This is a genomic window from Aeromonas sp. Marseille-Q7275 (genome assembly GCF_965119515.1).
Map to the genome: position 1 here is coordinate 249,759 of NZ_CBCPLW010000001.1, position 22,500 is coordinate 272,258.

Consider the following 22,500-nt stretch of genomic DNA (forward strand, 5'->3'; position numbering starts at 1 on the left):
GGCGGCATGGTGCCTCCTCATGTGTGTGAACATGGGCACCTCGGACGACGGCCGGGTCAATATCACAGACGGCACCAAGGTGGCAGCGGTGCGGGCCTTGCTGGACAAGGCCTGATAGGTGCCGCGCGGCGGCATGGTGCCTCCCCATGTGTGTGAACATGGGCACCTCGGACGACGGCCGGGTCAATATCACCGACGGCGCCAAGGTGGCCGCGGTGCGGGCCTTGCTGGATCGCGCCTGAGCCAGCCTGTGGTTGGACCGTCTCCTCTCCCTTCTCCCCTTGCGGGAGAAGGGTCGGGGATGAGGGGGATGTGAAGTCTCTCCCACGGGCGGGGAAATCAGGATGGCCGCCGGCAGCACCTCGCCAAAAAGTCTGATATTATCCCGTCTCTTTTACCCTCAGGACCCGGAGCAACATCTCAATGTCCCAATACGACTCTATCGAACAGAAGGCCAGCTATGGCATCGGCCGCAACATGGGTGATCAGCTGGCGCAGCAAGCCTTCGCCGGTCTGGATATCCCTGCCCTGCAACAAGGTCTGGCAGATGCCCTGAACGGCCTGGAGTTCGCGGTCAGCCGTGACGATATCAATGATGCCTTCCAGGTCATCACCGCCCGCATGCAGGAAGAGCAGGAAGCCGTCGCCAAGGCCGCCGCCGCCGATGGCGAAGCCTTCCTGGCCGACAACGCCAAGCGCGCCGACGTGAAAGTGACCGACTCCGGTCTGCAATACGAAGTCATGGTAGAAGGCAACGGCGCCGTGCCGGTGGCCGGTCAGTCCGTGCGTGTGCACTACCACGGTACCTTCACCCACGGTGGCGTGTTCGACAGCTCGGTCGCTCGCGGCCAGCCTGCCGAATTCCCGGTCACCGGCGTCATCGCCGGCTGGGTGGAAGCGCTGCAGATGATGCCGGTTGGCTCCAAGTGGAAGCTCTACATTCCGCAGGATCTGGCTTACGGTGCCCGTGGCGCCGGCTCCATCCCGCCTTACTCCGCTCTGGTCTTCGAAGTGGAGCTGCTGGACATCCTGTGATCCGGCTGGCGTGATGCAAACGGCGACCCCTGGGTCGCCGTTTGTTTTTGCGCGCCGCCACGCCCTGGTGGATGAGCCATGGCCTTCTCGGGAGATTTGGATATAGTCAGGACGTCGCACTCTCGGCCACCCAGGGAGACAGGCCATGGCTGCCATCATCGAAGTCGTCGATCTCATCAAGCACTTTCCCGGTGTCAGGGCGGTGGACGGACTCAGCTTTGCCATTCCCGCCGGGAGCTGTTTCGGCCTGCTCGGCCCGAACGGGGCGGGCAAGACCACCACCATAGAGCTGCTCGAGGGGATCCTCACCCCGGACCGCGGCCAGATCCTGTTTCATGGCGCCCCCCGCGGCCCCGATTATCGCTCCCGCATCGGCATCCAGTTCCAGCACACGGCGCTGCAGGATTTTCTGACGGTGCGCGACACCCTGCGCCTGTTCGCCAGCCTCTATCCCAACCCCCTGCCACGGGAACTGCTCATCGATCTGTGCGCCCTTGGGGAGTTCATCGACAGGGACAGCCGCAAGCTCTCCGGCGGCCAGCGTCAGCGCCTGCTGCTGGCCCTGGCCCTGCTCGGGGATCCCGAACTGCTGTTTCTGGACGAACCCACCACAGGGCTGGATCCCCAGGCCCGTCACCACTTCTGGCAGCGGATCGAGGCGATCAAGGCCCAGGGCAAGACGGTGGTGCTCACCACCCACTACATGGACGAGGCCCAGCAACTGTGCGATCGCATCGCCATCGTGGATCACGGCCATCTGCTCAGCCTGGACACGCCGGCGGCCCTGCTGGCGCGGCACTTCGACGGTGTGCTGGTGCGCCTCGCGGATCACCCGGCCCTCGCCAGCCTGGGTTATCCGCTGCGGCCCCACGGGGATCAGGTGGAGCTTAACTGCCCCGACGTGGCGGCCTTGCTGCCGCGGCTGCTGGGACTGGGGGTGCCGCTGACCGGCATGCAGGTGCGCTCCCCCAATCTGGAGGATCTCTTCCTGCACCTGACCGGCCACAGCCTCCGGAGCGGCGCATGAACGCCGCCCCATGGCGGCGCCCAACTGTGGCACCTGCCGGCATGCCGCCGAAGTCAGCCTGTGCAAGGAGCGAAAGATGACGGGATCCCTAAGGCGCATAGGCGCCCTCTTTTACGCCCGCACCCTGGAGTTCGTACGCGACAGGGCGGCCCTGGTCTGGAACCTGCTCTTTCCGCTCCTGCTGGTGATTGGCTTCTCCCTCATCTTCTCGGGCCCACCCAAGCCGCTGGTGCAGATAGGGGTGGTGGGGGAGCTGACGACGGCCTATCAGCCCCTGGCCCATATCCCGCTGCTCAAGCTCCTCCCCTATGACGACGAGGCGAGAGGGATCCTCAAGGTGCGCCACCATCAGCTGGACTTGCTGCTGTCACCGGCGCGCGGCCACTACTGGGTCAACCCGGATGCGCCCCAGGGGGCCATGGCCGAGTACCTGCTGCGCCAGGCGGTGCGCGCGCCCTTGCAAAGAGAGGCCCTGAGCGGCCGGGCCATCCGCTATGGCGACTGGTTGCTGCCCGGGGTGATCGGCATGAACCTGATGTTCTCCGGTCTGTTCGGGGTCGGCTTCGTCATCGTGCGCTATCGCAAGAACGGGGTGCTCAAGCGCTTGCGCGCCACCCCGCTGTCGGCGGCCGAGTTTCTCTGCGCCCAGTTGCTGTCGCGGGTGCTGATCACCCTGGTGGTGAGCTTGCTGGTCTTCCTGGTGGCTTACTGGTTGCTGGATGTGCCCCTGCTCGGCTCTGGCTGGCTGCTGCTCTTCATCGCCCTGGTCGGCGGGACCGCCATGGCCTCCCTCGGGTTGCTCATCGCCGCCCGCATTCAGAACGAGGAGCTGGCGAGCGGTTTGCTCAATCTCATCAGCTTGCCCATGATGTTCTTGTCCGGCGTCTGGTTTTCGCTGGAGGGATCTCCCCCCTGGTTGCAGGCCGTGGCAGCCCGCCTGCCTCTCAGCCAGATCATCGAGGCGGCCCGCGCCGTCATGCTGGAAGGGGCGGGCTGGCAGGCGGTAGCGGGGATGCTGGCCCAGGTCATGGTGTTTGCCCTGGTGTGTATCACGCTGGGGGCGGCATTGTTCAAATGGAGCGCAAAATGAAGCCAATACTGTGGTTGCTGCTGGTGGCGACGCTGCCGGTGGATGCCGGCACCCTGCGCTGCAAGAGCGCCCTGCTGACCGAGGGGGACACCACGGCCGAGCTGCTGATCCGCTGTGGTCAGCCGATGCTCAAGGAGGATCTGACCCGCTACGAGGAGAACGGCTTCGGGGCGCGGATGACGGTCAAGTATGCCGAGCGCTGGACCTACAACTTCGGCAGGAGCGAATTCATGCAGTTTGTCACCGTCGAAAACGGCGTCATCACCGAGATTGAAGACGGCCCCCGCGGCGGTTGATCCACTGAGTGCCGACCCCGGATCGGCGCCCCTATCTTGAGGCCCCTTGTCCCGGCCTCGTCTCCCACCCGAAGATTGAGTGTTGGAGCCTGTTCTCCCCCCGCCATGGCACCATATCGACGCAGCCCAATATTTGCCCCTGACTCCCCGCGTTGGGGCTTGCCGATAGAAAAGTGAGTCTGATGAGTCAGTTGGAGTCCGATTTCGCTGCCCCATCCCGGTGCGTCCCATTTTTTTGTGAAAATAATCCTCACAGTGGGAATGGCCTTTAACAGCAGGCTATTTGGTGAATAAGGGTCTACTTTTGATTCTGAGAGTGCATATCACATCGTTCGAATATTTTGTGCTGTTGCACCACAGTTGTGCCGGGTTGCACCGATTGACAGGTTTTTGAAGCGCTGGATAAGCTGCAAAAAAGCAGGGAAACGATGGCATCTTGCTCGGTTTGGGTGCCAATTCGAATCAAACCACAGGGAAGAGTGACATGAAGCAGATACACAAGGCAGGTATGGTGATAGTGCTGTCGCTGGCGGCAGCCAATGTCTGGGCAGAGGGTACCCTGGATGCCGTGAAGAAGAAGGGGTTCGTGCAGTGCGGGGTCGGTGATGGCCTGCCCGGGTTCTCCAACCCGGATGCCAAGGGCACCTGGACAGGGCTCGACGTGGACGTGTGCCGCGCCGTCGCCGCGGCCGTGCTCGGGGATGCCGGCAAGGTCAAGTATGTCTCCCTCACCGCCAAGGAGCGTTTCACCGCCCTGCAATCCGGCGAAGTGGATCTGCTGTCGCGCAATACCACCTGGACTTTGACCCGGGACGGCTCGCTGGGCCTCACCTTTGCCGGGGTGAACTACTACGATGGTCAGGGCTTCCTGGTCAACAAGTCCCTCGGGGTCAAGAGCGCCAAGGAGCTGGACGGGGCCGCCGTCTGCATCCAGTCCGGCACCACCACAGAGCTCAACCTGGCGGATTACTTCCGCGCCAACGGCGGCATGAAATATACCCCTGTGGTGTTCGACACCTCGGATCAGACCGTCAAGGGGTTCGAGGCGGGGCGTTGTGACGTGCTGACCTCGGATCAATCCCAGCTCTACTCCCTCAAGATCAAGCTGACCAAGCCGGAAGATGCCCTGGTGCTGCCCGAGGTCATCTCCAAGGAGCCGCTGGGCCCGGCGGTGCGCCAGGGTGACGAGCAGTGGTTCAAGGTGGTGCGCTGGAGTCTCTACGCCATGCTCAACGCCGAAGAGGCCGGTGTGACCAGCGCCAACGTGGACGAGATGCTCAAATCCACCAACCCGGACATCCGTCGCCTGCTGGGGCTGGAAGAGCCCAAGGGCAATGTGCTGGGGCTGGATGACAAGTGGGCCTACAACATCGTCAAGCAGGTCGGCAACTACGGCGAGTCCTTCGATCGCAACGTCGGTGCCGGCTCTCCCCTCAAGATCGACCGCGGCATCAACGCGCTCTGGAACAAGGGGGGCCTGATGTATGCCCCGCCCATCCGCTAACTAGACAGCTGTCGGGGGGCCTGGCCCCCCATTTCCCCCTTGCCCTGGCTTTGTCGGAGTCATCCTCATGGCGATACAAGCATCAAACCATAGGAAAGAACAGGGCCGCTGGTGGTATGACGCTAAGGTGCGGGCGCAGATCTTCCAGTGCCTGGCCATTGCGGCCGTTCTCGCGTTTCTGTTCTACATCATCAACAATGCCCTGACCAATCTGGCGACCCGTGGCATCACCACAGGTTTCGATTTTCTGGGCAACACCGCCGGGTTCGGCATCCTGCAGAGCCTGATCCCCTACGACGAGACCTATACCTTCGGTCGCACCTTCGTGGTCGGCCTGCTCAATACCCTGCTGGTCTCGGTGCTCGGCATCCTGTTTGCCACCCTGCTCGGCTTCGTGCTCGGGATAGCGCGTCTGTCCCGCAACTGGCTGGTAGCCAAGATAGCCACCGTCTACATAGAGACGTTTCGCAACATTCCGCTGCTGCTGCAGATCTTCTTCTGGTACTTCTCGGTGCTGCGCACCCTGCCGTCTCCCCGTGAGAGCGTGGAGCTGGGAGGGCTAGCCTTCTTGAACGTACGGGGCTTCTATCTGCCCAAACCCTTGTTTGAAGAGGGGTTTGGCTATGTGCTTTGGGCCCTGCTGGTCGCTGTCGTCCTGAGCTGGGGACTGAGTCGCTGGGCAAGGCGCCGTCAGGCGCTGACCGGCAGGATCTTCCCGTTCTGGCGCTGTGCGGCCGCTCTGGTGATCCTGCTCCCCGCCATCGCCTTCCTGCTGGCAGGCAGCCCGCTCTCCTGGAGTGTGCCCATACTGCAGGGCTTCAACTTCCGGGGGGGCTTGACGGTGCTGCCGGAACTCGCGGCCCTGCTGCTGGCGCTCACCATCTATACGGCGGCCTTCATCGCCGAGATAGTGCGATCCGGCATACTGGCCATCAGCAAGGGGCAGACCGAGGCCGCTTCCGCCCTCGGGCTCTCGTCCACCAAGACGCTGCGGCTGGTGGTCATTCCCCAGGCGATGCGGGTCATCATTCCCCCGCTGACCAGCCAGTACCTGAACCTCACCAAGAACTCCTCGCTGGCCACCGCCATCGGTTATCCGGATCTCGTCTCTGTGTTCATGGGCACCACCCTCAACCAGACCGGGCAGGCCATCGAGGTGATCGCCATGACCATGGGGGTATATCTCATCATCAGTATCACCACCTCAGTCCTGATGAACATCTACAACCGCAGGATGACGCTGGTCGAGCGCTAGGGAGCTGTCATGTTTGTGAACGAGTTGCAGGAGGCGCTGCCGCCTCCCAATCATCGCCGGGGGCTGGTCGCCTGGGTCAGGCAGAACCTCTTCCCCAACTGGTGGAACGGCCTGCTGACCCTGGTGCTGGCCTATCTGCTGCTGCCACTGCTCTGGTCGGCGCTGGACTGGGCTATCTTCTCCGCCAACTGGCAGGGGAGCAGCCGTGCCGACTGTGCCCAGGGCGGGGCCTGCTGGGTCTTTATCGAGAGCCGTCTGGGGCAATACCTCTACGGCTTTTACCCGGTCGATCAGTATTGGCGCATCAATCTGGCCTTCGCCGGTCTGGCCGTGCTGCTGGCGCTGCTGATCTGGCCGCGCACCCCGCGCAAGGGCTGGCTGGCGCTCTTTACCCTGCTGGTGTTCCCTGTCATCGCCTTCGTGCTGATCCACGGCGGGGCCGGTCTCGAGGTGGTGGAAACCAACCGCTGGGGCGGCCTGATGCTGACCCTGGTGCTGGCGGTGGTGGGCATAGTGGTCGCCCTGCCGTTCGGCATCCTGCTGGCATTGGGACGCCGCTCCCACATGCCGGTCATCTCCAGCCTCTCCACCGTCTACATCGAGTTCTGGCGGGCGGTGCCGCTCATCACAGTGCTCTTCATGGCCTCCGTCATGCTGCCGCTGTTCATGAGTACCGAGGTGGAGCTCGACAAGCTGCTGAGGGCGCTCATCGGCATCATTCTGTTCCAGGCGGCCTATGTGGCCGAGGTGGTGAGGGGCGGGCTGCAGGCGATCCCCAAGGGACAGTACGAGGCGGGTGAAGCCCTGGGGCTCTCCTACTGGAAGGTGATGGGACTGGTCATCATGCCCCAGGCCCTCAAGATCACCATTCCCTCCCTGGTGAACACCTTTATCTCCCTGTTCAAGGACACCAGCCTGGTGTTGATCATAGGGCTGTTCGATCTGCTGGCCATCTCCAAGGTGGCGCTGGCGGATCCGGCCTGGCTGGGATTCTCCACCGAGGCCTATGTGTTCATCGCCATGATCTTCTGGATGTTCTGTTTTGGCATGTCCCGCTACTCCATCTATCTGGAGCGCAAACTCAACACCGGTCACAAGCATTAGGAGTAGTTTCGAGATGAAAACGGACGCTGTGGTAGAACTCAAGGATGTCAACAAGTGGTACGGTGAGTTTCATGTGCTGCGCAACATCAATCTGCAGGTGGGCAGGGGGGAGAAGATCGTCATCTGCGGGCCGTCTGGCTCGGGCAAGTCCACCATGATCCGCTGCATCAACCGGCTGGAGGAGCATCAGAGCGGTGACATCCTGGTCAAGGGCACGGCCCTGACGTCGGATCTCAAGAACATAGAGACGGTACGCAGGGAGGTGGGCATGGTGTTCCAGCACTTCAACCTCTTCCCCCATCTGACGGTGCTGGAGAACTGCTGCCTGGCCCCCATCTGGGTCAAGCAGTTGCCACGCAAGGAGGCCGAGGAGATCGCCATGACCTTCCTGCGCCGGGTCAGGATCCCGGAGCAGGCCCTCAAGTACCCGGGCCAGCTCTCCGGCGGTCAGCAGCAACGGGTCGCCATCGCCCGCAGCCTCTGCATGAACCCCCAGGTGATGCTGTTTGACGAGCCGACCTCGGCGCTCGACCCCGAGATGGTGCGCGAGGTGCTGGATGTCATGGTGGAGCTGGCCCACGAGGGGATGACCATGCTCTGCGTCACCCACGAGATGGGCTTTGCCAAGCAGGTGGCGGATCGGGTGATCTTCATGGACCGCGGCCAGATCATCGAGGAGAACGTGCCGGATCAGTTCTTCGACCACCCCCAGTCGGAGCGGACCAAGCTGTTTCTCTCCCAGATCCTGCAGCACTGATGCGGGTCAGGCGGGGCCAACCCCATTGAAAATAGCCCGCCGGCTCGGTGAGCGGCGGGCAAAGACATGCATGAAAGCAGACTACAAACGGAAAGGAGTATGTCAGCCCGGCAACAGGGTACTGGTGCGCAGATCGCGCACGGCCAGATTGATCTGCCGGGCCAGGCTCAATGCCTGACGGCAGTCCAGCGTCTTCACATCGATGACTCCCCCCTGAAACTCGAATCGTCCCAGTGCCTCTACCATGAAGCTGCCGTGATGGAAGCTTTTGATATAGCGGGCAATTCGACGAGGAGACAACTGCTTGAACACCTTCATGGCAAGAGACCCTGTTGTTTGGACAGGGCACACTATGCCGCCTCACCATGACACTGATGTGACACTTGATGAAGGTTTGTATGAATCCTTGTTATGGCGGGCTGGCATCCTGCTCCCGGCGTTGAAAAAGTAGTGCAGCCCCCGGCCCCGGCCCCGATATACTGCGGCCATCGCAGGATGGACAAGGTGCCGCACGTGGAGTGGGTGGACGTAGTAGACGAGCAGGACAGGGTGATCGGGGTGGCCGAGCGCACCCGGGTGCGTCAGGAGAATTTGCGCCATCGCGCCAGCTACATCCTGGTGCTCGATGAGGCCGGGCGCGTGCTGGTGCAACGGCGCACCCCGAGCAAGGATTTTTGCCCCGGCATGCTGGACGCCTGCGCCGGTGGTGTGGTGACCACTGGGGAGGCGATGGAGCCCTCCGCCCGGCGCGAGCTGGCCGAGGAGCTGGGGATCCACGACGTGCCCCTGCACGACTTCGGCACCTTCTACGCCGAAGGGGAGGCGAGCGGGGGAGGCTATCGGGTCTGGGGCGGTCTGTTCAGTTGCCATTATCAGGGGCCGCTGCAACTCCAGGCGGAGGAGGTGAGCGAGGTGCACTGGATGAGCCTGGCCGAGATAGCCGAGCGGGCCGATGAATTCACGCCGGATTCATTGTTGGCCATCGCCACCTGGCAGGCGCGACGTTCGCAAGCAGGCCGGGGTTAGCGGCCGCAAACGCTTGTTGCGCGTTCTCTTTACTGCGCCCGGATAGACCCGTTCACCTGTGGGTGGATTGGAGTAGACTGGGCCTCTTTGAACCACAGAAGGATGAGTCATCATGATCACGGTCGGTCAATCCCTGCCCGCAGGGGAATTTACCTTCATCAGCGCCGAGGGCAAGCAGGTGAAGGATACCCAGGCCCTGTTTGCGGGCAAGAAGGTGGTATTGTTCGCGGTGCCGGGGGCCTTCACCCCCACCTGCTCCAACGCCCACTTGCCCGGCTATGTGGTGCTGGCGGATCAGTTCAAGGCCAAGGGCGTCGATGCCCTCTATTGTCTCTCGGTCAACGATGCCTTCGTGATGAGGGCGTGGCAGGCGGCCCAGAATGCCGATGCCATCACCATGCTGGCGGATGGGGACGGCAGTTGGACCCGGGCCCTCGGCCTTGCCAAGGAGACCGGCGCCTTCGGCGGCCTGCGTGCCCAGCGCTTTGCCCTGATCGCCAATGACGGCGTGGTCGAGCAACTGTTCGTGGAGGCTCCCGGCAAGTTCGAGGTGTCGGATGCACAGAGCCTGCTGGCCGCCTTGTGAATTGTTAATCGCCGTTTGATTTCAGCTTGAAATAGCAAGGCGGCTCGCTACACTGAGGCCGCGTTTGGATGGAGCCAGGCTAGCCGCCTGGCTCTCGTGTTTGCAGTCGACGAGATGGAAGAATATGACCCTGGCTTTTGTTGCCCTGATTGCCGGACTGGCGTTGCTGGTCTGGAGTGCGGATAAATTTGTGGATGGCGCCGCCGCCACCGCCCGTTATGCCGGCATGCCGCCGCTGCTGATCGGCATGGTGATCATCGGTTTTGGTACCTCGGCTCCCGAGATGGTGGTCTCGGCCCTGGCATCCATGCAGGGTAACCCGGGTCTGGCGCTCGGCAACGCCTATGGTTCCAACATCACCAACATCGCCCTCATTCTCGGGCTGACAGCCCTCATCAGCCCCATCGCCGTCTCCTCCCAGGTGGTGCGCAAGGAGATCCCCATACTGCTCGGCATCACCCTGCTGACCGGTGCCTTGCTCATCGATGGTCACCTGGGGCGTGGCGACGCCCTCATTCTGGGTGGCGTCTTCATCGCACTGCTGGGTTGGTCCATCTGGACCGGGATCAAGGGCAAGGGAGACGCCCTGGACGAAGACGTGAACGTGGAGCTCGACAGCGAAGCCATGCCGCTCAAGAAGGCCATCTTCTGGTTGATCGTCGGCCTGGTACTCCTGGTGGGCGCTTCCCGCCTGCTGGTGTGGGGCGCGGTGACCATAGCCCAGGCATTTGGCATCAGCGACCTGGTCATCGGTCTGACCATAGTGGCGGTGGGCACCTCGCTGCCGGAGCTCGCCTCCTCCCTGATGGCCATCAAGAAGAAGGAGCACGACCTGGCCCTCGGCAACGTGCTTGGCTCCAACCTGTTCAACACCCTGGCCGTGGTGGGCATCGCCGCCGGCATAGCGCCCCTGGACGTGGACCCGGCGGTGCTCTCCCGCGACTGGAGCCTGATGATGGGGCTGACCCTGCTGCTGCTGGTGATGTGCCTGGGCCGCAAGGGACAGGGCCGCATCAACAGGGTGGAAGGGGGCATCTTGCTCTGCATCTTCGTCGCCTATACCGGTTGGCTGTTGACCAGCCAGTTCTGATAGGGCACGACAGGACAAACAAGAAGGGGAGCCAATGGCTCCCCTTCTCTATGTTGTTGGCGTAGTCAAACCGATCAGGCCACTGCCACCAGCTTCTGCTTCTGGGCGCTGTCCAGGATGAGGATGCTCGCCTTGGGGAAGAAGTTGAAGGTAGAGGCCGACGCCCAGGTGTAGGCACCCATCACCCGGCCTATGACCAGCTCGCCGATGGCGAGATCCGGCAGCATGATGCCGTCGCGGATCACGTCCACGCTGTCGCAGGTGGGACCGGAGAGCACGGCATTGTGCAGCGGGCCCTGGGCGTAGGGGGTGCTCACCGGGTAGGTGACGTGGTCATAGAGCTGACCGTTGTAGCTGCCGTAGAGGCCGTCATCCAGGTAGTACCAGATCTTGTCGCCGCGGTGGGCCTTGCCCATCACGCTGGCGACCGAGGTCATGGCCGGCGCGCTGATGAAACGGCCCGGCTCGGCAATCTTCTGCACCGTGGCGGGCAGCTTGGCCAGCGCCTCGCGGATCGGGGCGCAGAAGCCGTCGATGTCGAACTCGCCACCCTCATAATCCACCGGGAAACCGCCGCCGATGTCCAGCACCCAGGGCTTGAGGCCGAGATCCCAGGCCTGCTCCATGATCTCGCGGCAGGCGTCGATGGCCTGCACGTGGCGACGGGGGTGGGGCACCTGGGAGCCGACGTGGAACGACAGCCCCATCACCTTGATCCCCTTGGCCTGGGCCAGTTGCAGCAGCGGCAGCGCCTGCTCCGGAGTGCAGCCGAACTTCTTGGAGAGATCGACCTTGGTCTCGGGATTCGGGAAGCTGACGCGCAGCAGCAGTTTGACCTCGTCCTTGTAGGGCAGGAACTTCTCCAGCTCCAGCGGGTTGTCGTAGACGAACACGGTACAGCCGAATTCCAGCGCATAACGGATGTCGCTGTCGCGCTTGATGGGATGGGTGTGAATGCAGCGTCCCGGGCGAACCCCTTGGCTGCGCACCAGATCCACTTCGCCATTGGTGGCCAGATCGAAACAGGCCCCCTCTTCCTTCAAGACAGAGACCACAGCCTCATGGGGCAGGGGCTTGAGTGCATAATGCAAGCGCACATCGGGCAGGGCGGCGGCCAGGGCCCGATACTGTTTGCGGACGGCTGCCTTGTCGAGCAGCAGCAGGGGGGAGCCAAATTGTTCAACCAGCTGACGGTAATCTTGTGCGACCAGGGTCTCGTTCATTCTCTTTTGATCATCCTTAGGGGGCGTGATATGCCCAAGCCATATGCGATTGAACCGGCGACGGCCGGCTCAGGCGAGTGGTCCGGAGGGACCGACCAGGCACAATGCATAACTCCCTTGCAAAGTGCTTAGTTATGCGCGGGATTATCGACTTATTGAGTTTGTGTGCAAGCATTTTGATTGGATATGTTGGCAAGTATTTCTGGTCGAGACGAAACATCATCTTGATATGGGGCAGTCTGCCCCTGCCGGTGCGCAGCATTGGCAGAGAAGACTTCATAAGCTATTGATAGTTAACGAGCATTTAACATGGTTCCGCTCATGGCCTGGACAGAAAAAAGCGGCGCCGAGGCTGGCCGAGTGGGAGACAGCTCACATTTTTTGGATTAACATGCCCGCTTCCTAATCCAAACTAGTTCGGATGAAGGTAGCAGGAGAGCGATGGGGGACCATCCACCGAAGAAGTGAATCTTTCAGGTACCGGGCAACCGGTGTGGACTGCTACTGGACGATACTCTGGAGAGACCCGTTAGATCGGGCGCCGAAGGAGCAAGGCACCATGACGACCCGCAAGGGCTGGCTGGCGCCGGAAACTCTCAGGCAAAAGGACAGAGGGGATGGGATGGTTGTACCTGAGCTTAGAACTGTTCACGATCTGTCACGAGAGGTTGTCAGCAAGGTAAAGAGCAGCGCAGGAACCGGAGTGTATGTGAATACATGAGGCTTCCGAGCAGCGCATGAGCCTTGATCACGGCCTTGCAGTAAGAGTGTGAGCACGTTTTTGGCCCGCATCCGATCGCCTCTGGCCGATCGCGACACCTATGGGAAGATCATCCTTCTCCTCCTTAATCGTTGTTTTTTAAGGAGGATGCATGTCATCAATTCAATCGGCGCTCGCCGCCATCGATAGCTTTGTCTGGGGTCCACCCCTGCTGATCCTGCTGGTCGGGACCGGTATCTACCTTACCCTGCGTCTGGGTCTGCTTCAGGTCGTGCGCTTGCCGCTCGCCCTCAAGCTGGTCTTTGGCCGGGATCAGGGTCAGGGCAAGCAGGGGGATGTCTCCAGCTTCGCCGCCCTGTGCACTGCCCTCTCCGCCACCATAGGCACAGGCAACATTGTCGGTGTCGCCACCGCCATCAAGCTCGGCGGCCCCGGCGCCCTGTTCTGGATGTGGATGGCGGCCCTGTTCGGCATGGCCACCAAGTACGCCGAGTGCCTGCTGGCGGTCAAATACCGCGAGCAGGATGCCAACGGCCAGATGGCGGGCGGCCCCATGTACTATCTGGAGAAGGGGCTGGGCTCCAGGCCGCTGGCCAAGCTGTTCGCCCTGTTCGGCATAGGCGTCGCCTTCTTCGGCATCGGCACCTTCCCTCAGGTCAACGCCATCAGTGATGCCATGAGCCTCTCCTTCTCGGTGCCCCGTGAAGTGACCGCGGTGGTGCTGACCCTGATAGTGGCCCTGGTGACCCTGGGGGGCATCCAGTCCATCTCCAGCGTCTCGAGCAAGGTGGTCCCCTTCATGGCCATCTTCTACATACTCGCCTGTCTCGGCGTGTTGGTGAACAACGCCGGCGCCCTGCCCGACGCCGTCATGCTGGTGATCGAGAGCGCCTTCACCGGCCATGCGGCCACCGGCGGCTTCGTCGGGGCCGGCATCATGCTGGCGATCCAGTCCGGGGTGGCACGGGGGGTCTTCTCCAACGAGTCCGGGCTGGGCTCGGCCCCCATAGCCGCGGCGGCGGCCAAGACGGACTCCTGCGTGGAGCAGGGGCTGGTCTCCATGACCGGCACCTTCATCGACACCATCATCATCTGCACCATGACGGGCCTGACCCTGGTGGTGACCGGCGTGTGGAGCGGTGACTTGAGCGGCGCCGCCATGACCAGCCAGGCCTTTGCCCAGGGGCTGGACGCCCACATAGGCCAGTATCTGGTGAGCATCGGCCTCCTGTTCTTCGCCTTTACCACCATCCTCGGCTGGAACTACTACGGCGAGCGCTGCACCGAGTACCTGTTCGGGGTCAAGGCGATCAAGCCCTACCGCATCGTCTATCTGGTGCTGGTGGCGAGCGGCGCCTTCCTCCATCTGGACCTGATTTGGCTGCTGGCCGACATCGTCAACGGCCTGATGGCGGTACCCAACCTCATCGGCCTCATCGGCCTGCGTCACGTGGTGATCGCCGAGACCCGGGCCTACTTCAGTCGGGACCGGGATACGGAGTCCGAGCCCGAGCCGCAGACCGCCTGAATCTGCGCCCGACCAATGCGGAAAAGCAAAGCCACGACCCGGGTCGTGGCTTTTTTATGGATGGCGCATGGGGAAGGCGCACCCTCCGGGGGGATCAGGGTAAGGGCATCGGACTCTCCGTCAGCAGGCGCGCCAGCCGCCCTTGCACCCTGGCTACCAGCTCGGTTTCGTCACCCTGCCAACAGATGGCGCGCGCGAGCGTGGTGGAGGTGCCGGGCAAGAAACGCAGCTCCCCGCCCGCCAGCTCGTAGAAGCGGCTCGCCATCCGGGTGCCCTCGTCCACATCCCCCGCCACCAGCAACATGGCCTGGGCCAGCACGGCGCCCCCGTGATCCTGCCCCGGCGCCAGCCAGCGCTGGGCTGTGCCGGTGACCTTGCGGCCCCCGATCACCAGATTGTACTGGCCGTCGCAAAAGGATCCGGGCACGAAGTCATAGTTTCCCTCTAGACCGTATTCGCCCAGCAGGGTCAGCAGCGGCGCCCCTAGCAGCCGGTAGTAGTGGCCAAGATCCGTGGTGGTACGGGGCAGCAAGATAGACATGTTGAGGATGCCGGCCCCGTGGGGCACGGCGGTGCCGCCGCTGTCCCGCACATGGACGGGCCAGCCTTCGCTGGCGAGCTGCTCGCAGGCCGCCTGATAGCGGGGCAGGCGCACGTCCTTGCGGGTGACGATAAGGCATTGGGGGGCCTGCCAGAGGTGGGCGCTGGGCTGGCCGTCATGGGCGCACTCCCGCAGCCAGCGCTGCTCCTCGGCCAGTATCTGATCCGGGGTGTGGCGGGCGGGCAGGGGGGGAAGCAGGGTATAGGGCATGAAAGGCATCCTGAACAGAGGCTGCCCAGCACAGTACCCGGGGCGGCAAACAAGGTAAAGCCCCGCACGGCGGGGCTTTACCTGTTCGTTCTGGAGCGCGTCAGGCCTGGGCGCCGCCGCGCTTGGGCAGCAGCAGGTTCATCACGATGGCGGTGAGGCCGCCGGTGGCGACGCCGTAGGAGAGCACGCTTCTGGCCAGCTCCGGCAGGTGCTGCAGCACCTCGGGCACCTGGGCGACACCCAGCCCCATGGCGAGCGACACCGCCAGTATCATCAGGGCGCGGCGGTCCAGCTCCTCGCGGGAGATGATGCGCACCCCGGCGGCGGCTATGGTGCCGAACATGACGATGGTGGCGCCCCCCAGCACGGGCTCGGGGATCTGCTGCACCAGGCTCGCCACCGCCGGGAACAGGCCGAGCAGGGACAGCATGGCGGCGATGAAGAGGCCGACATGGCGGCTGGCGACCCCGGTCAGCTGGATGACGCCGTTGTTCTGGGCGAAGGTGGACATGGGGAAGGTGGAGAAGACAGCCGCCAGCATGGAGTTGGCGCCATCGGCCAGCACGCCCCCCTTGATCCGCGCCATGTAGACGGGCCCGTCCAGCGGCTCGCCGGAGATGTCCGAGGTGGCTGTCATGTCGCCTATGGCTTCCAGTGCCGTCACCACGAAGATGATGGCGAGCGGCACGAACAGCTGCCAGTCAAAGCCGATGCCGTAGTGGAGCGGGATGGGCACCATCACCAGGGGGCCTTCGAAGGTGGGAGGGCTGACCTTGCCCAGCAGCAGGGCGACGGCGTAGCCCGCCAGCATGGCGATCATGATGGCGGAGAGGCGCAGCCAGGGGTTGCGGCTGCGCTGCAGCAACACGATGAGGCCGAGCACCAGCAGGGAGAGGAAGAGGTTGGTGTGGCTGGCGAAGCTGCCGTCCGAGAGCGCGGCATAGCCGCCACCCATGCTGATGAGGCCCACCTTGATCAGGGTCAGGCCGATGAGCAGCACCACTATACCGGTCACCAGCGGGGTGATGATCCGTTTGACCAGATGCAGGAAGCGGCTCATCACCACTATGGTGAGGGCGGCCGCCAGCATGGTGCCGAACAGGGTGCCCAGCAGATCTTCCGTGGGCATGGCGGCCTGCTTGAGGGCCAGGCCGGAGGCGATGATGGGGCCGAGGAAGTTGAAGCTGGTGCCCTGCACCGAGAGCAGGCCCGAACCAAGGGGGCCGAAGCGGCGGGTCTGGATAAAGGAGGCGATGCCGGACATGACCAAGGACATGGAGACGATGTAGCGGGTGTCGGCGGCCGGGAGGCCCAGGGCATTGGCGATGATGAGGGGCGGGGTGATGATGGCGACAAACATGGCGAGCATGTGCTGAAGGGCGGCGAACAGGGTCTGGGGCAGGGGCGGAACCTCGTCTATGCCGTAGATGAGCTCGCTGTGGGCTCGCCTGGGGGGGTGGGTCTCTGGAGTCGCGCGCACGGCGGCAGCCTGTTCCATAAATACCTCTGAGTGTGGGGAGGGGGAGAAAATTGGGCGCTATTCTAGTGGCTGAACCTGGGCTGACCAGCGCTAATTGGAGCAATAACCAGTTTATTTTTCGATGGGTTGAAGCGTTTGCGCGCGGCGATTATGATCCGCCGGTTTGTGTGAGGCAGTTCTCGTTATAAATGGGGGACATGCTGATGCATCCAGGAAGGGACGGTGTAGAATGAGCCCTCAGTTGTAAAATGGAGACTCTGGATGCTGAAGCTGTCGGAGTTCTGGAGTGCCCGTGCCCACTCCGAAGATTTCACCCTGACCCGCATGGGCTTTATGACGGTGCGTCTGCGCTTGCTCACCTGCCTGCTGATGGTGGGCTTGCCTGCCTGGGCGCTGGTGGACTGGCTGACCCTGCCCGCCACCCAGTTTGACGAACTGTTTCAGGTCAGGATCTTCTGCCTGCTGGCCCTCTCTCCCCTGATCCCCCTCTCCTATCTCATCCACTTCAAGCGCGAGCGCATGAAGCTGGCCCTGGGCTACCTGATGGCGGTGATGATGCTCTTCTCCCTCATCTGTCTGCACAGCTTCGGGACGGATCAGGAGCTGCAGGCGGGCTACATGGCCTTCCCCTATCTGCTCATCAGCCTGTTTGCCATCTTCCCCATACCGCTCTCCCTCAGCCTGCAACTGGCGGGGGGCATACTGATCACCATGCTGGCGGGCAACTGGCTCTTGGTGGGCCAGCCGCTCCTGAGCGTGCAGACCCTCAACCAGGTCTGGCTGCTGGGGCTCTTCACGGTGGCAAGTGCCTGGGTGCAGTGCGGCCAGCTCAACATGCTGCTGCAGCTCTATCGGGAGTCCACCACGGACGAGCTGACCGGCATGATGAACCGCCGCCTGCTGATGAAACAGCTCGAGAAGGCCAGGGTCAGCATGATCCGCAAGCAGGCTTCCTTTGCCGTGCTGCTGCTGGATCTGGACAGATTCAAGCGCATCAATGACACCTTCGGCCATCTGGCGGGGGACGCCGTGCTGAAAGAGGTGGCGGCGACCCTGGCGGAGCAGCTGGAGCCCGGCATGGTGCTCGGTCGCTACGGCGGCGAGGAGTTTGCCATACTGCTGCCCAACTGCGCCGATCTGGCCCAGGCGAAACGGATCGCCGAGCGACTGAGGGTGGCGGTGGAGGCGCGGCTGGTGAAGAGCCCGACGTCGGATGAACTGCTGGAGGTGACGGTGAGCATAGGCCTGACCCTGTCCCTGCGCGGGGAGAGCGTCGAGGAGCTGCTCAACCGGGCGGACGAGTGCCTCTACATGGCCAAGATGGCGGGGCGAAACTGCGTGGTGGGCGAGCTGGCGAAGACGCCGGGCAAGCCCGGGTCCACAAAGACGGATGCCGCCTGAGGGCGGCATCTTGTCTGGGGGGCGCTATCAGTTCAGCCGGTACTTGCCTGACAACTGCTGGGCCAGCAGCTTGAACATGTTGAACACCGCCATTGTCTTGCCGGTCGGGGTGCCATCCTCGGCCAGGAAGAACTCCCCCTTGAATACCAGGATCTCCCCCTTCTGCTCCACCGCATCGGCACGCATGCCGTGGATGAAGTCTTCGTGGCTCTTGATGATGCCGTTGGCCATCTCCAGCAGGGCAGTCTCGGTGATCAGCTCTTTTTGTGGTTTCATGTGAGTCTCCTTAAGCGACTACTGGCAGGGCCTGGTGTGCCCCGCCGCTGATTGAAGAGGCGATTAGCATACTGCAAGGGGGGATTTTCTGTCATTGATATGACCCCGCTTTTTGCCCGGCTGCGGGCTGCCGTCACCCCATCACCAGATTCTTGAGCCAGTGACGCTGGCGGATCCTGCGCTGCACCAGCAGCACCTTGCACAGCTCCTCCAGCAGCACCACGGCCACCACCCAGGAGAGGGGCCAGCCGAGCAGACTGACCGCGACCCAGGCCAGCGGCAGGCCTATGCACCACATGGCGACGATGTCGATGAAGATGCTGTAGTTCACGTCCCCCCCCGAGCGCAGCACCCCGACTATGCCCACCATGTTGAACACCTTGAGCAACATGCCGAGGCACATGATGGCAAGCACCTGGCCCGCTTCCCCCATCAGCTCCCCCGGCAGGTTGCCGACCCACTGCAGCAGGTTGGTCTGCAGCAGCCAGACGGCTATTCCCACCAGCAGGGCGCCTATGGGGGCGAGCAGCAGGAACAGCTGGGAGTGCTGCCAGGCCGCCTCGTACTCCTCGGCCCCGAGCCGGTGACCGAGCAGGGTGGAGCAGGCCACCGCCAGCCCGAAGAAGAGGGAGATAAGGATGCTCTCCAAGGTGCCGAGGGTGGTCATGATGGCCAGGGAGTCGGTGCCCAGATGAGCGTAGAGGAAGCCGTAGAGCAGCATGCCGAAGGCCCAGAGCCCGTCATGGAACAGGAGCGGCAGGGCGATCAGGGTGAAGCGCACCACCTCCTTGCGCCGAAAGGCGTCGCACCAGTCCTGTCTGCGCGGCACCAGGCGCGGCTCCTGACGCAGCACATAGATCAGCAGCAGCGCCGTCTGCAGCAGTCGTGAAATCGTGGTGCCCCAGGCCGAGCCCGCGACCCCCATGGCCTCGAAGCCGAAGTTGCCGAAGATGAGGGCGTAGTTGAGGATGACGTTGGCGATGATGGCAATGATGCCGATCCGGGTCGGCGCCGCCGCGTTGCCCACCGAGCGCAGGGCCGCCTCCAGGGGCACGACTATGGCGGTGCAGAGGATGGTGGCGCCTGTGATCATCAAAAACTCGTCGGCCAGCAGGCGCAGCGCGGGATCCTGGCTGGCAAAGCCGAGCACGCTGCCCGGCGAGAGCACATAGAGGAGGGCAAACGGCAGGCTCACCAGCAGGGCGCCCACCAGGGCCAGGGCCAGGGAGCGGCGCACCCCGGCCAGCTCGCCCCGGCCATAGTATTGCGCCGCCAACACCGAGACCCCGCCAGAGAGTCCCGCTATCACCAGCAGGTTGAAGAAGAAGACCCGGTTACCCAAGCCGACCGCCGCCACAGCCGTGGTGCCAAGCTGGCTCACCATCATGATGTCGATGAGACCGAGCAGGGAGAACATCATGGATTGCAGCGACACCGGCAGGGCCAGCCGCCACAGTCGGGTCATGAACTCACGATCGGTGGTTTGTTTTAAAATCGCTTGCCAATAATTCATTTATGTTAACCGGGTATGTGAAAAGCAAGGTTTGTCATGGGTATGATAGGGGTAGTAGCGGGAGGTTCCACTGTGAGCACCTCTCGGCTTTCTTGTTCAAAACTATCATGTTGAGGCGTTATGGCATTTGTCAGCGAGTGTCTTGAGATAGCTCCCGGCTGCGAGGAGCGGATGCTGGGTCGCGAAGGCTTACCCCTGCTGGGGGAGGCCGGCATCTTCCTGACCGGCCTCTCCCGCTTGCGGGATCACTACCTCATTCGCCGCAACAGGCCTGAGTTCCACATCCTGATGGTGAGCCACGACGAGGGCGGGGCCCTGCTGACGGATCAGGGGGAGCAGCCCATCCCCGCGGGCTCGCTAATCTTCCTGCCGGCGGCCGTACCGGGGGGGCTCAGGCTCATTGGCGAGGGCTGGCAGACAAGCTGGATCCTGCTGGATGACGTGCCGCGCTGGCAGCACCTGCACCGGCTCGGCCACCGGATCTGGCAGGGGGAAGAGGGGGAGCAGCTCTACCATCTGCTCAGCCTGATGCAGGGGGAGGGGGTGCGATCGCCCTTGCAGCCCCAGCTGCTCAGCCTGCTGCTGGCGCTGCTGGACAGGACCCTGCAGGGGGAGGTGCGCGGCACCCCCGAGCTCAGGCTGCAGGCACTGTTTCGCCGGGTGGAAGCGCGCCTCGATGAACCCTGGAGCGTGACCCTGCTCGCTAGCCAGATGGCCTGCTCTGTGCCCCATCTGCATCGGCTCTGCCGGCAGGTGTTCGGCATGGGGCCCATGGCCTGGCTGACTCAGCTTCGGATGAACAAGGCGCGCCAGCTGCTGCTCTATACCAACTGGCCGCTGGCTGAGCTGGCCGGCCGGGTCGGTTACAGCGACGGCGCCAACTTTGCGAACCGTTTTCGCCGCCTCACTGGTCAGACCCCGGGCGCCTTTCGTCGCCTAGGTCGCAAACCTGTTGCCACTGAGGTGCAAACCCTTTGAAATTGTTGGCCCAAGCCCATAGGATCGGCGGGCCACACAGTCAAGGTACAGATCCATGTTTGAAGATAATAATCAGAAACGTCCCCTCTACATTCCCTACGCCGGCCCGGCCCTGCTGGAAACCCCGCTGCTCAACAAGGGCAGTGCCTTCACCAGCGAGGAGCGCAGCAGCTTCAATCTGGAAGGCCTGCTGCCCCAGAACATCGAAACCATCGAAGAGCAGGCGGAACGTGCCTATCGCCAGTTCATGGCGTTTGGCAACGACATGGACAAGCACATCTATCTGCGCAACATCCAGGACACCAACGAAACCCTGTTCTATCGCCTGCTGAACAATCACCTGACCGAGATGCTGCCGGTCATCTACACCCCGACCGTGGGCAAGGCGTGCGAGGAGTTCTCCAACATCTACCGCCGTGCCCGCGGCCTCTTCATCTCCTATCCGGACAAGGACAGGATCGATGACATGCTGCAAAACGCCACCAAGCAGAACGTCAAGGTGATAGTGGTCACCGACGGCGAGCGGATCCTGGGCCTCGGGGATCAGGGCATCGGCGGCATGGGCATTCCCATCGGCAAGCTCTCCCTCTACACCGCCTGCGGCGGCATCTCCCCCGCCTACTGCCTGCCGGTGGTGCTGGATGTGGGCACCAACAACCAGCAACTGCTGAACGATCCCTTCTACATGGGCTGGCGCCATCCGCGCATCTCGGGCGAGGAGTACGACGAGTTCGTCGATGCCTTCATCCAGGCGGTCAAGCGCCGCTGGCCCGAGATCCTGCTGCAGTTCGAGGACTTCGCCCAGGGCAATGCCACCCCGCTGCTCAACCGCTACAAGGACGAGCTGTGCTGCTTCAACGACGACATCCAGGGCACCGCCGCCGTGACTCTCGGCAGCCTGATCGCCGCCTGCAAGGCCTCGGGGGCCAAGCTCTCCGAGAAGCGGGTCGCCTTCCTCGGTGCGGGCAGCGCCGGCTGCGGCATCGCCGAGCAGATAGTGGCGCAGATGAAGGCCGAAGGGCTGAATGATGCGGAAGCCCGCGGCCGGGTCTTCATGGTGGACCGTTTCGGCCTCATCACCGACAAGATCCCCAACCAGCTCGACTTCCAGCGCAAGCTCTCCCAGCCGCTGGAGCGGATCAAGGAGTGGCCGGTGGGGGACAACATCTCCCTGCTGGAGGTGATGGAGCACGGTCGTCCTGACATCCTGATCGGGGTCTCCGGCCAGCCTGGTCTGTTCACCGAAGAGGTGGTCAAGACCATGCACAAGCATTGCTCCCGCCCCATCATCTTCCCGCTCTCCAACCCCACCTCCCGGGTGGAGGCGACGCCAGCGGATCTCATCCGCTGGACCGACGGCCAGGTGCTGGTGGCTACCGGTAGCCCGTTCGCGCCGGTGGAGTACAAGGGCAAGCGCTACGTCATCGCCCAGTGCAACAACTCCTTCATCTTCCCGGGAATAGGTCTTGGCGTCATCGCCTCGGGCGCCACCCGGGTGACCGACGCCATGCTGATGTCCGCCAGCCGGGCCCTGGCGGAGTGCTCGCCGCTGGTGAAGGGAGAGGAGGGCTCCTTGCTGCCGGATCTGGCGGATATCCATAGTGTCTCCCGCTACATCGCCAAGATGGTGGCCAAGACCGCCATGCTGCAGGGCAAGGCGGTACAGACCCCCGATGATGTGATAGACCAGGCCATCGAGGCGAACTTCTGGCGGCCGGAATACCGCCGCTATCGTCGCACTTCGTTCTGATCGAAGAGGCCGCAAAAGCAGAAGGGATGCGCAAGCATCCCTTTTTTGT

The 22,500-nt window shown here is 63.0% G+C and carries 23 protein-coding genes and 1 riboswitch; of the genes, 17 read left to right on the top strand and 6 right to left on the bottom strand.

The features are described from left to right. The first annotated feature begins 19 nt into the window (after positions 1 to 19). The 10 genes from ACWPWQ_RS01165 (at position 20) to ACWPWQ_RS01210 (ending at position 8,068) form a co-directional block, all read left to right on the top strand. Positions 20 to 115 carry a copper homeostasis protein CutC gene (locus tag ACWPWQ_RS01165; RefSeq protein ID WP_454008806.1) on the top strand — a complete coding sequence of 32 codons (96 nt, stop codon included), beginning with the start codon at positions 20 to 22 and terminating at the stop codon, positions 113 to 115. A 31-nt stretch (positions 116 to 146) separates the two neighbouring features. Next, positions 147 to 242, top strand: coding sequence for a copper homeostasis protein CutC (locus ACWPWQ_RS01170; RefSeq protein WP_139438175.1), 96 nt, complete (start codon positions 147 to 149; stop codon positions 240 to 242). Between the two features lie 181 nt (positions 243 to 423). After that, positions 424 to 1,035 carry an FKBP-type peptidyl-prolyl cis-trans isomerase gene (locus ACWPWQ_RS01175; protein ID WP_005324672.1) on the top strand — a complete coding sequence of 204 codons (612 nt, stop codon included), beginning with the start codon at positions 424 to 426 and terminating at the stop codon, positions 1,033 to 1,035. 145 nt (positions 1,036 to 1,180) lie between these two features. Further along, positions 1,181 to 2,062: an ABC transporter ATP-binding protein gene (locus ACWPWQ_RS01180; protein ID WP_454008807.1), complete on the top strand. Its 882-nt coding sequence runs from the start codon at positions 1,181 to 1,183 to the stop codon at positions 2,060 to 2,062. 76 nt (positions 2,063 to 2,138) lie between these two features. Next, entirely contained in the window at positions 2,139 to 3,152 is a 1,014-nt protein-coding gene (locus ACWPWQ_RS01185; protein WP_454008808.1) for an ABC transporter permease, read from the top strand. Further along, complete coding sequence (locus ACWPWQ_RS01190) at positions 3,149 to 3,448, top strand: DUF2845 domain-containing protein (protein ID WP_139438182.1); 300 nt, start codon at positions 3,149 to 3,151, stop codon at positions 3,446 to 3,448. The genes ACWPWQ_RS01185 and ACWPWQ_RS01190 overlap by 4 nt, the downstream gene beginning before the upstream one ends. A gap of 484 nt (positions 3,449 to 3,932) precedes the next feature. After that, complete coding sequence (locus tag ACWPWQ_RS01195) at positions 3,933 to 4,952, top strand: amino acid ABC transporter substrate-binding protein (protein WP_202046893.1); 1,020 nt, start codon at positions 3,933 to 3,935, stop codon at positions 4,950 to 4,952. 67 nt (positions 4,953 to 5,019) lie between these two features. Then, entirely contained in the window at positions 5,020 to 6,207 is a 1,188-nt protein-coding gene (locus tag ACWPWQ_RS01200; RefSeq protein ID WP_241672805.1) for an amino acid ABC transporter permease, read from the top strand. Between the two features lie 9 nt (positions 6,208 to 6,216). Continuing rightward, positions 6,217 to 7,311: an amino acid ABC transporter permease gene (locus ACWPWQ_RS01205; RefSeq protein WP_202046892.1), complete on the top strand. Its 1,095-nt coding sequence runs from the start codon at positions 6,217 to 6,219 to the stop codon at positions 7,309 to 7,311. Between the two features lie 13 nt (positions 7,312 to 7,324). Further along, on the top strand, positions 7,325 to 8,068 hold the full coding sequence (locus ACWPWQ_RS01210) for an amino acid ABC transporter ATP-binding protein (RefSeq protein WP_005328952.1): 744 nt from the start codon (positions 7,325 to 7,327) through the stop codon (positions 8,066 to 8,068). A gap of 102 nt (positions 8,069 to 8,170) precedes the next feature. Here the strand turns inward: ACWPWQ_RS01210 and ACWPWQ_RS01215 are convergent, their stop codons facing one another. Then, entirely contained in the window at positions 8,171 to 8,386 is a 216-nt protein-coding gene (locus ACWPWQ_RS01215; RefSeq protein ID WP_139438188.1) for a DUF1107 family protein, read from the bottom strand. Positions 8,387 to 8,563: 177 nt separating this feature from the next. Here ACWPWQ_RS01215 and yfcD point away from each other — a divergent pair, with 177 nt between their 5' ends. From yfcD to ACWPWQ_RS01230, 3 genes are all read left to right on the top strand, one after another. Beyond that, the gene (gene yfcD, locus ACWPWQ_RS01220) at positions 8,564 to 9,094 is read left to right on the top strand and encodes an NUDIX hydrolase YfcD (RefSeq protein ID WP_404836938.1); all 531 of its coding nucleotides are present in this window, start codon (positions 8,564 to 8,566) and stop codon (positions 9,092 to 9,094) included. A 112-nt stretch (positions 9,095 to 9,206) separates the two neighbouring features. Then, positions 9,207 to 9,680 carry a peroxiredoxin gene (locus ACWPWQ_RS01225; protein WP_404836937.1) on the top strand — a complete coding sequence of 158 codons (474 nt, stop codon included), beginning with the start codon at positions 9,207 to 9,209 and terminating at the stop codon, positions 9,678 to 9,680. A gap of 124 nt (positions 9,681 to 9,804) precedes the next feature. Further along, a complete protein-coding gene (locus ACWPWQ_RS01230) occupies positions 9,805 to 10,770 on the top strand; it encodes a calcium/sodium antiporter (RefSeq protein ID WP_202046889.1) in 966 nt (321 codons plus the stop codon). Positions 10,771 to 10,844: 74 nt separating this feature from the next. On the opposite strand, the gene ACWPWQ_RS01235 is transcribed toward ACWPWQ_RS01230, so the two are convergent. Then, positions 10,845 to 11,993, bottom strand: a complete 1,149-nt coding sequence (locus ACWPWQ_RS01235; RefSeq protein ID WP_139438195.1) for a type III PLP-dependent enzyme — start codon at positions 11,991 to 11,993, stop codon at positions 10,845 to 10,847. 506 nt (positions 11,994 to 12,499) lie between these two features. Beyond that, positions 12,500 to 12,615, top strand: a riboswitch (glycine riboswitch). A 250-nt stretch (positions 12,616 to 12,865) separates the two neighbouring features. Between ACWPWQ_RS01235 and ACWPWQ_RS01240 the strand changes: the two genes are divergently transcribed. Next, positions 12,866 to 14,242, top strand: a complete 1,377-nt coding sequence (locus tag ACWPWQ_RS01240) for an alanine/glycine:cation symporter family protein (RefSeq protein ID WP_454008809.1) — start codon at positions 12,866 to 12,868, stop codon at positions 14,240 to 14,242. Positions 14,243 to 14,336: 94 nt separating this feature from the next. On the opposite strand, the gene ACWPWQ_RS01245 is transcribed toward ACWPWQ_RS01240, so the two are convergent. After that, positions 14,337 to 15,053 carry a lipoyl protein ligase domain-containing protein gene (locus tag ACWPWQ_RS01245; RefSeq protein ID WP_454008810.1) on the bottom strand — a complete coding sequence of 239 codons (717 nt, stop codon included), beginning with the start codon at positions 15,051 to 15,053 and terminating at the stop codon, positions 14,337 to 14,339. A gap of 100 nt (positions 15,054 to 15,153) precedes the next feature. Continuing rightward, on the bottom strand, positions 15,154 to 16,551 hold the full coding sequence (locus ACWPWQ_RS01250) for a nucleobase:cation symporter-2 family protein (RefSeq protein WP_454008811.1): 1,398 nt from the start codon (positions 16,549 to 16,551) through the stop codon (positions 15,154 to 15,156). A 243-nt stretch (positions 16,552 to 16,794) separates the two neighbouring features. Between ACWPWQ_RS01250 and ACWPWQ_RS01255 the strand changes: the two genes are divergently transcribed. After that, positions 16,795 to 17,934 (top strand): diguanylate cyclase, encoded by a 1,140-nt coding sequence (locus ACWPWQ_RS01255; protein ID WP_454008812.1) that lies wholly within the window; start codon positions 16,795 to 16,797, stop codon positions 17,932 to 17,934. 27 nt (positions 17,935 to 17,961) lie between these two features. On the opposite strand, the gene ACWPWQ_RS01260 is transcribed toward ACWPWQ_RS01255, so the two are convergent. Both ACWPWQ_RS01260 and ACWPWQ_RS01265 read right to left on the bottom strand, forming a co-directional pair. Continuing rightward, a complete protein-coding gene (locus ACWPWQ_RS01260; RefSeq protein WP_247627018.1) occupies positions 17,962 to 18,210 on the bottom strand; it encodes a DUF2498 family protein in 249 nt (82 codons plus the stop codon). Between the two features lie 133 nt (positions 18,211 to 18,343). After that, complete coding sequence (locus ACWPWQ_RS01265) at positions 18,344 to 19,723, bottom strand: MATE family efflux transporter (RefSeq protein WP_454008813.1); 1,380 nt, start codon at positions 19,721 to 19,723, stop codon at positions 18,344 to 18,346. Positions 19,724 to 19,843: 120 nt separating this feature from the next. Between ACWPWQ_RS01265 and ACWPWQ_RS01270 the strand changes: the two genes are divergently transcribed. Both ACWPWQ_RS01270 and ACWPWQ_RS01275 read left to right on the top strand, forming a co-directional pair. Then, positions 19,844 to 20,701: a helix-turn-helix transcriptional regulator gene (locus ACWPWQ_RS01270; protein WP_454008814.1), complete on the top strand. Its 858-nt coding sequence runs from the start codon at positions 19,844 to 19,846 to the stop codon at positions 20,699 to 20,701. A 55-nt stretch (positions 20,702 to 20,756) separates the two neighbouring features. Beyond that, positions 20,757 to 22,451, top strand: a complete 1,695-nt coding sequence (locus tag ACWPWQ_RS01275; RefSeq protein ID WP_454008815.1) for an NAD-dependent malic enzyme — start codon at positions 20,757 to 20,759, stop codon at positions 22,449 to 22,451. Positions 22,452 to 22,500: the final 49 nt, after the last annotated feature.

What these genes read in the sequence shown, in the direction of transcription:
- ACWPWQ_RS01165 (WP_454008806.1), top strand. Translation starts at nt 20, where the DNA reads ATGTGTGTGAACATGGGCACCTCGGACGACGGCCGGGTCAATATCACA.
- ACWPWQ_RS01185 (WP_454008808.1), top strand. Translation starts at nt 2,139, where the DNA reads ATGACGGGATCCCTAAGGCGCATAGGCGCCCTCTTTTACGCCCGCACC.
- ACWPWQ_RS01235 (WP_139438195.1), bottom strand. Translation starts at nt 11,993, where the DNA reads ATGAACGAGACCCTGGTCGCACAAGATTACCGTCAGCTGGTTGAACAA.
- ACWPWQ_RS01250 (WP_454008811.1), bottom strand. Translation starts at nt 16,551, where the DNA reads ATGGAACAGGCTGCCGCCGTGCGCGCGACTCCAGAGACCCACCCCCCC.
- ACWPWQ_RS01205 (WP_202046892.1), top strand. Translation starts at nt 6,217, where the DNA reads ATGTTTGTGAACGAGTTGCAGGAGGCGCTGCCGCCTCCCAATCATCGC.
- ACWPWQ_RS01195 (WP_202046893.1), top strand. Translation starts at nt 3,933, where the DNA reads ATGAAGCAGATACACAAGGCAGGTATGGTGATAGTGCTGTCGCTGGCG.
- ACWPWQ_RS01240 (WP_454008809.1), top strand. Translation starts at nt 12,866, where the DNA reads ATGTCATCAATTCAATCGGCGCTCGCCGCCATCGATAGCTTTGTCTGG.
- ACWPWQ_RS01255 (WP_454008812.1), top strand. Translation starts at nt 16,795, where the DNA reads ATGCTGAAGCTGTCGGAGTTCTGGAGTGCCCGTGCCCACTCCGAAGAT.
- ACWPWQ_RS01215 (WP_139438188.1), bottom strand. Translation starts at nt 8,386, where the DNA reads ATGAAGGTGTTCAAGCAGTTGTCTCCTCGTCGAATTGCCCGCTATATC.
- yfcD (WP_404836938.1), top strand. Translation starts at nt 8,564, where the DNA reads ATGGACAAGGTGCCGCACGTGGAGTGGGTGGACGTAGTAGACGAGCAG.
- ACWPWQ_RS01245 (WP_454008810.1), bottom strand. Translation starts at nt 15,053, where the DNA reads ATGCCCTATACCCTGCTTCCCCCCCTGCCCGCCCGCCACACCCCGGAT.
- ACWPWQ_RS01180 (WP_454008807.1), top strand. Translation starts at nt 1,181, where the DNA reads ATGGCTGCCATCATCGAAGTCGTCGATCTCATCAAGCACTTTCCCGGT.
- ACWPWQ_RS01210 (WP_005328952.1), top strand. Translation starts at nt 7,325, where the DNA reads ATGAAAACGGACGCTGTGGTAGAACTCAAGGATGTCAACAAGTGGTAC.
- ACWPWQ_RS01175 (WP_005324672.1), top strand. Translation starts at nt 424, where the DNA reads ATGTCCCAATACGACTCTATCGAACAGAAGGCCAGCTATGGCATCGGC.
- ACWPWQ_RS01170 (WP_139438175.1), top strand. Translation starts at nt 147, where the DNA reads ATGTGTGTGAACATGGGCACCTCGGACGACGGCCGGGTCAATATCACC.
- ACWPWQ_RS01230 (WP_202046889.1), top strand. Translation starts at nt 9,805, where the DNA reads ATGACCCTGGCTTTTGTTGCCCTGATTGCCGGACTGGCGTTGCTGGTC.
- ACWPWQ_RS01260 (WP_247627018.1), bottom strand. Translation starts at nt 18,210, where the DNA reads ATGAAACCACAAAAAGAGCTGATCACCGAGACTGCCCTGCTGGAGATG.
- ACWPWQ_RS01200 (WP_241672805.1), top strand. Translation starts at nt 5,020, where the DNA reads ATGGCGATACAAGCATCAAACCATAGGAAAGAACAGGGCCGCTGGTGG.
- ACWPWQ_RS01265 (WP_454008813.1), bottom strand. Translation starts at nt 19,723, where the DNA reads ATGAATTATTGGCAAGCGATTTTAAAACAAACCACCGATCGTGAGTTC.
- ACWPWQ_RS01190 (WP_139438182.1), top strand. Translation starts at nt 3,149, where the DNA reads ATGAAGCCAATACTGTGGTTGCTGCTGGTGGCGACGCTGCCGGTGGAT.
- ACWPWQ_RS01270 (WP_454008814.1), top strand. Translation starts at nt 19,844, where the DNA reads ATGGCATTTGTCAGCGAGTGTCTTGAGATAGCTCCCGGCTGCGAGGAG.
- ACWPWQ_RS01225 (WP_404836937.1), top strand. Translation starts at nt 9,207, where the DNA reads ATGATCACGGTCGGTCAATCCCTGCCCGCAGGGGAATTTACCTTCATC.
- ACWPWQ_RS01275 (WP_454008815.1), top strand. Translation starts at nt 20,757, where the DNA reads ATGTTTGAAGATAATAATCAGAAACGTCCCCTCTACATTCCCTACGCC.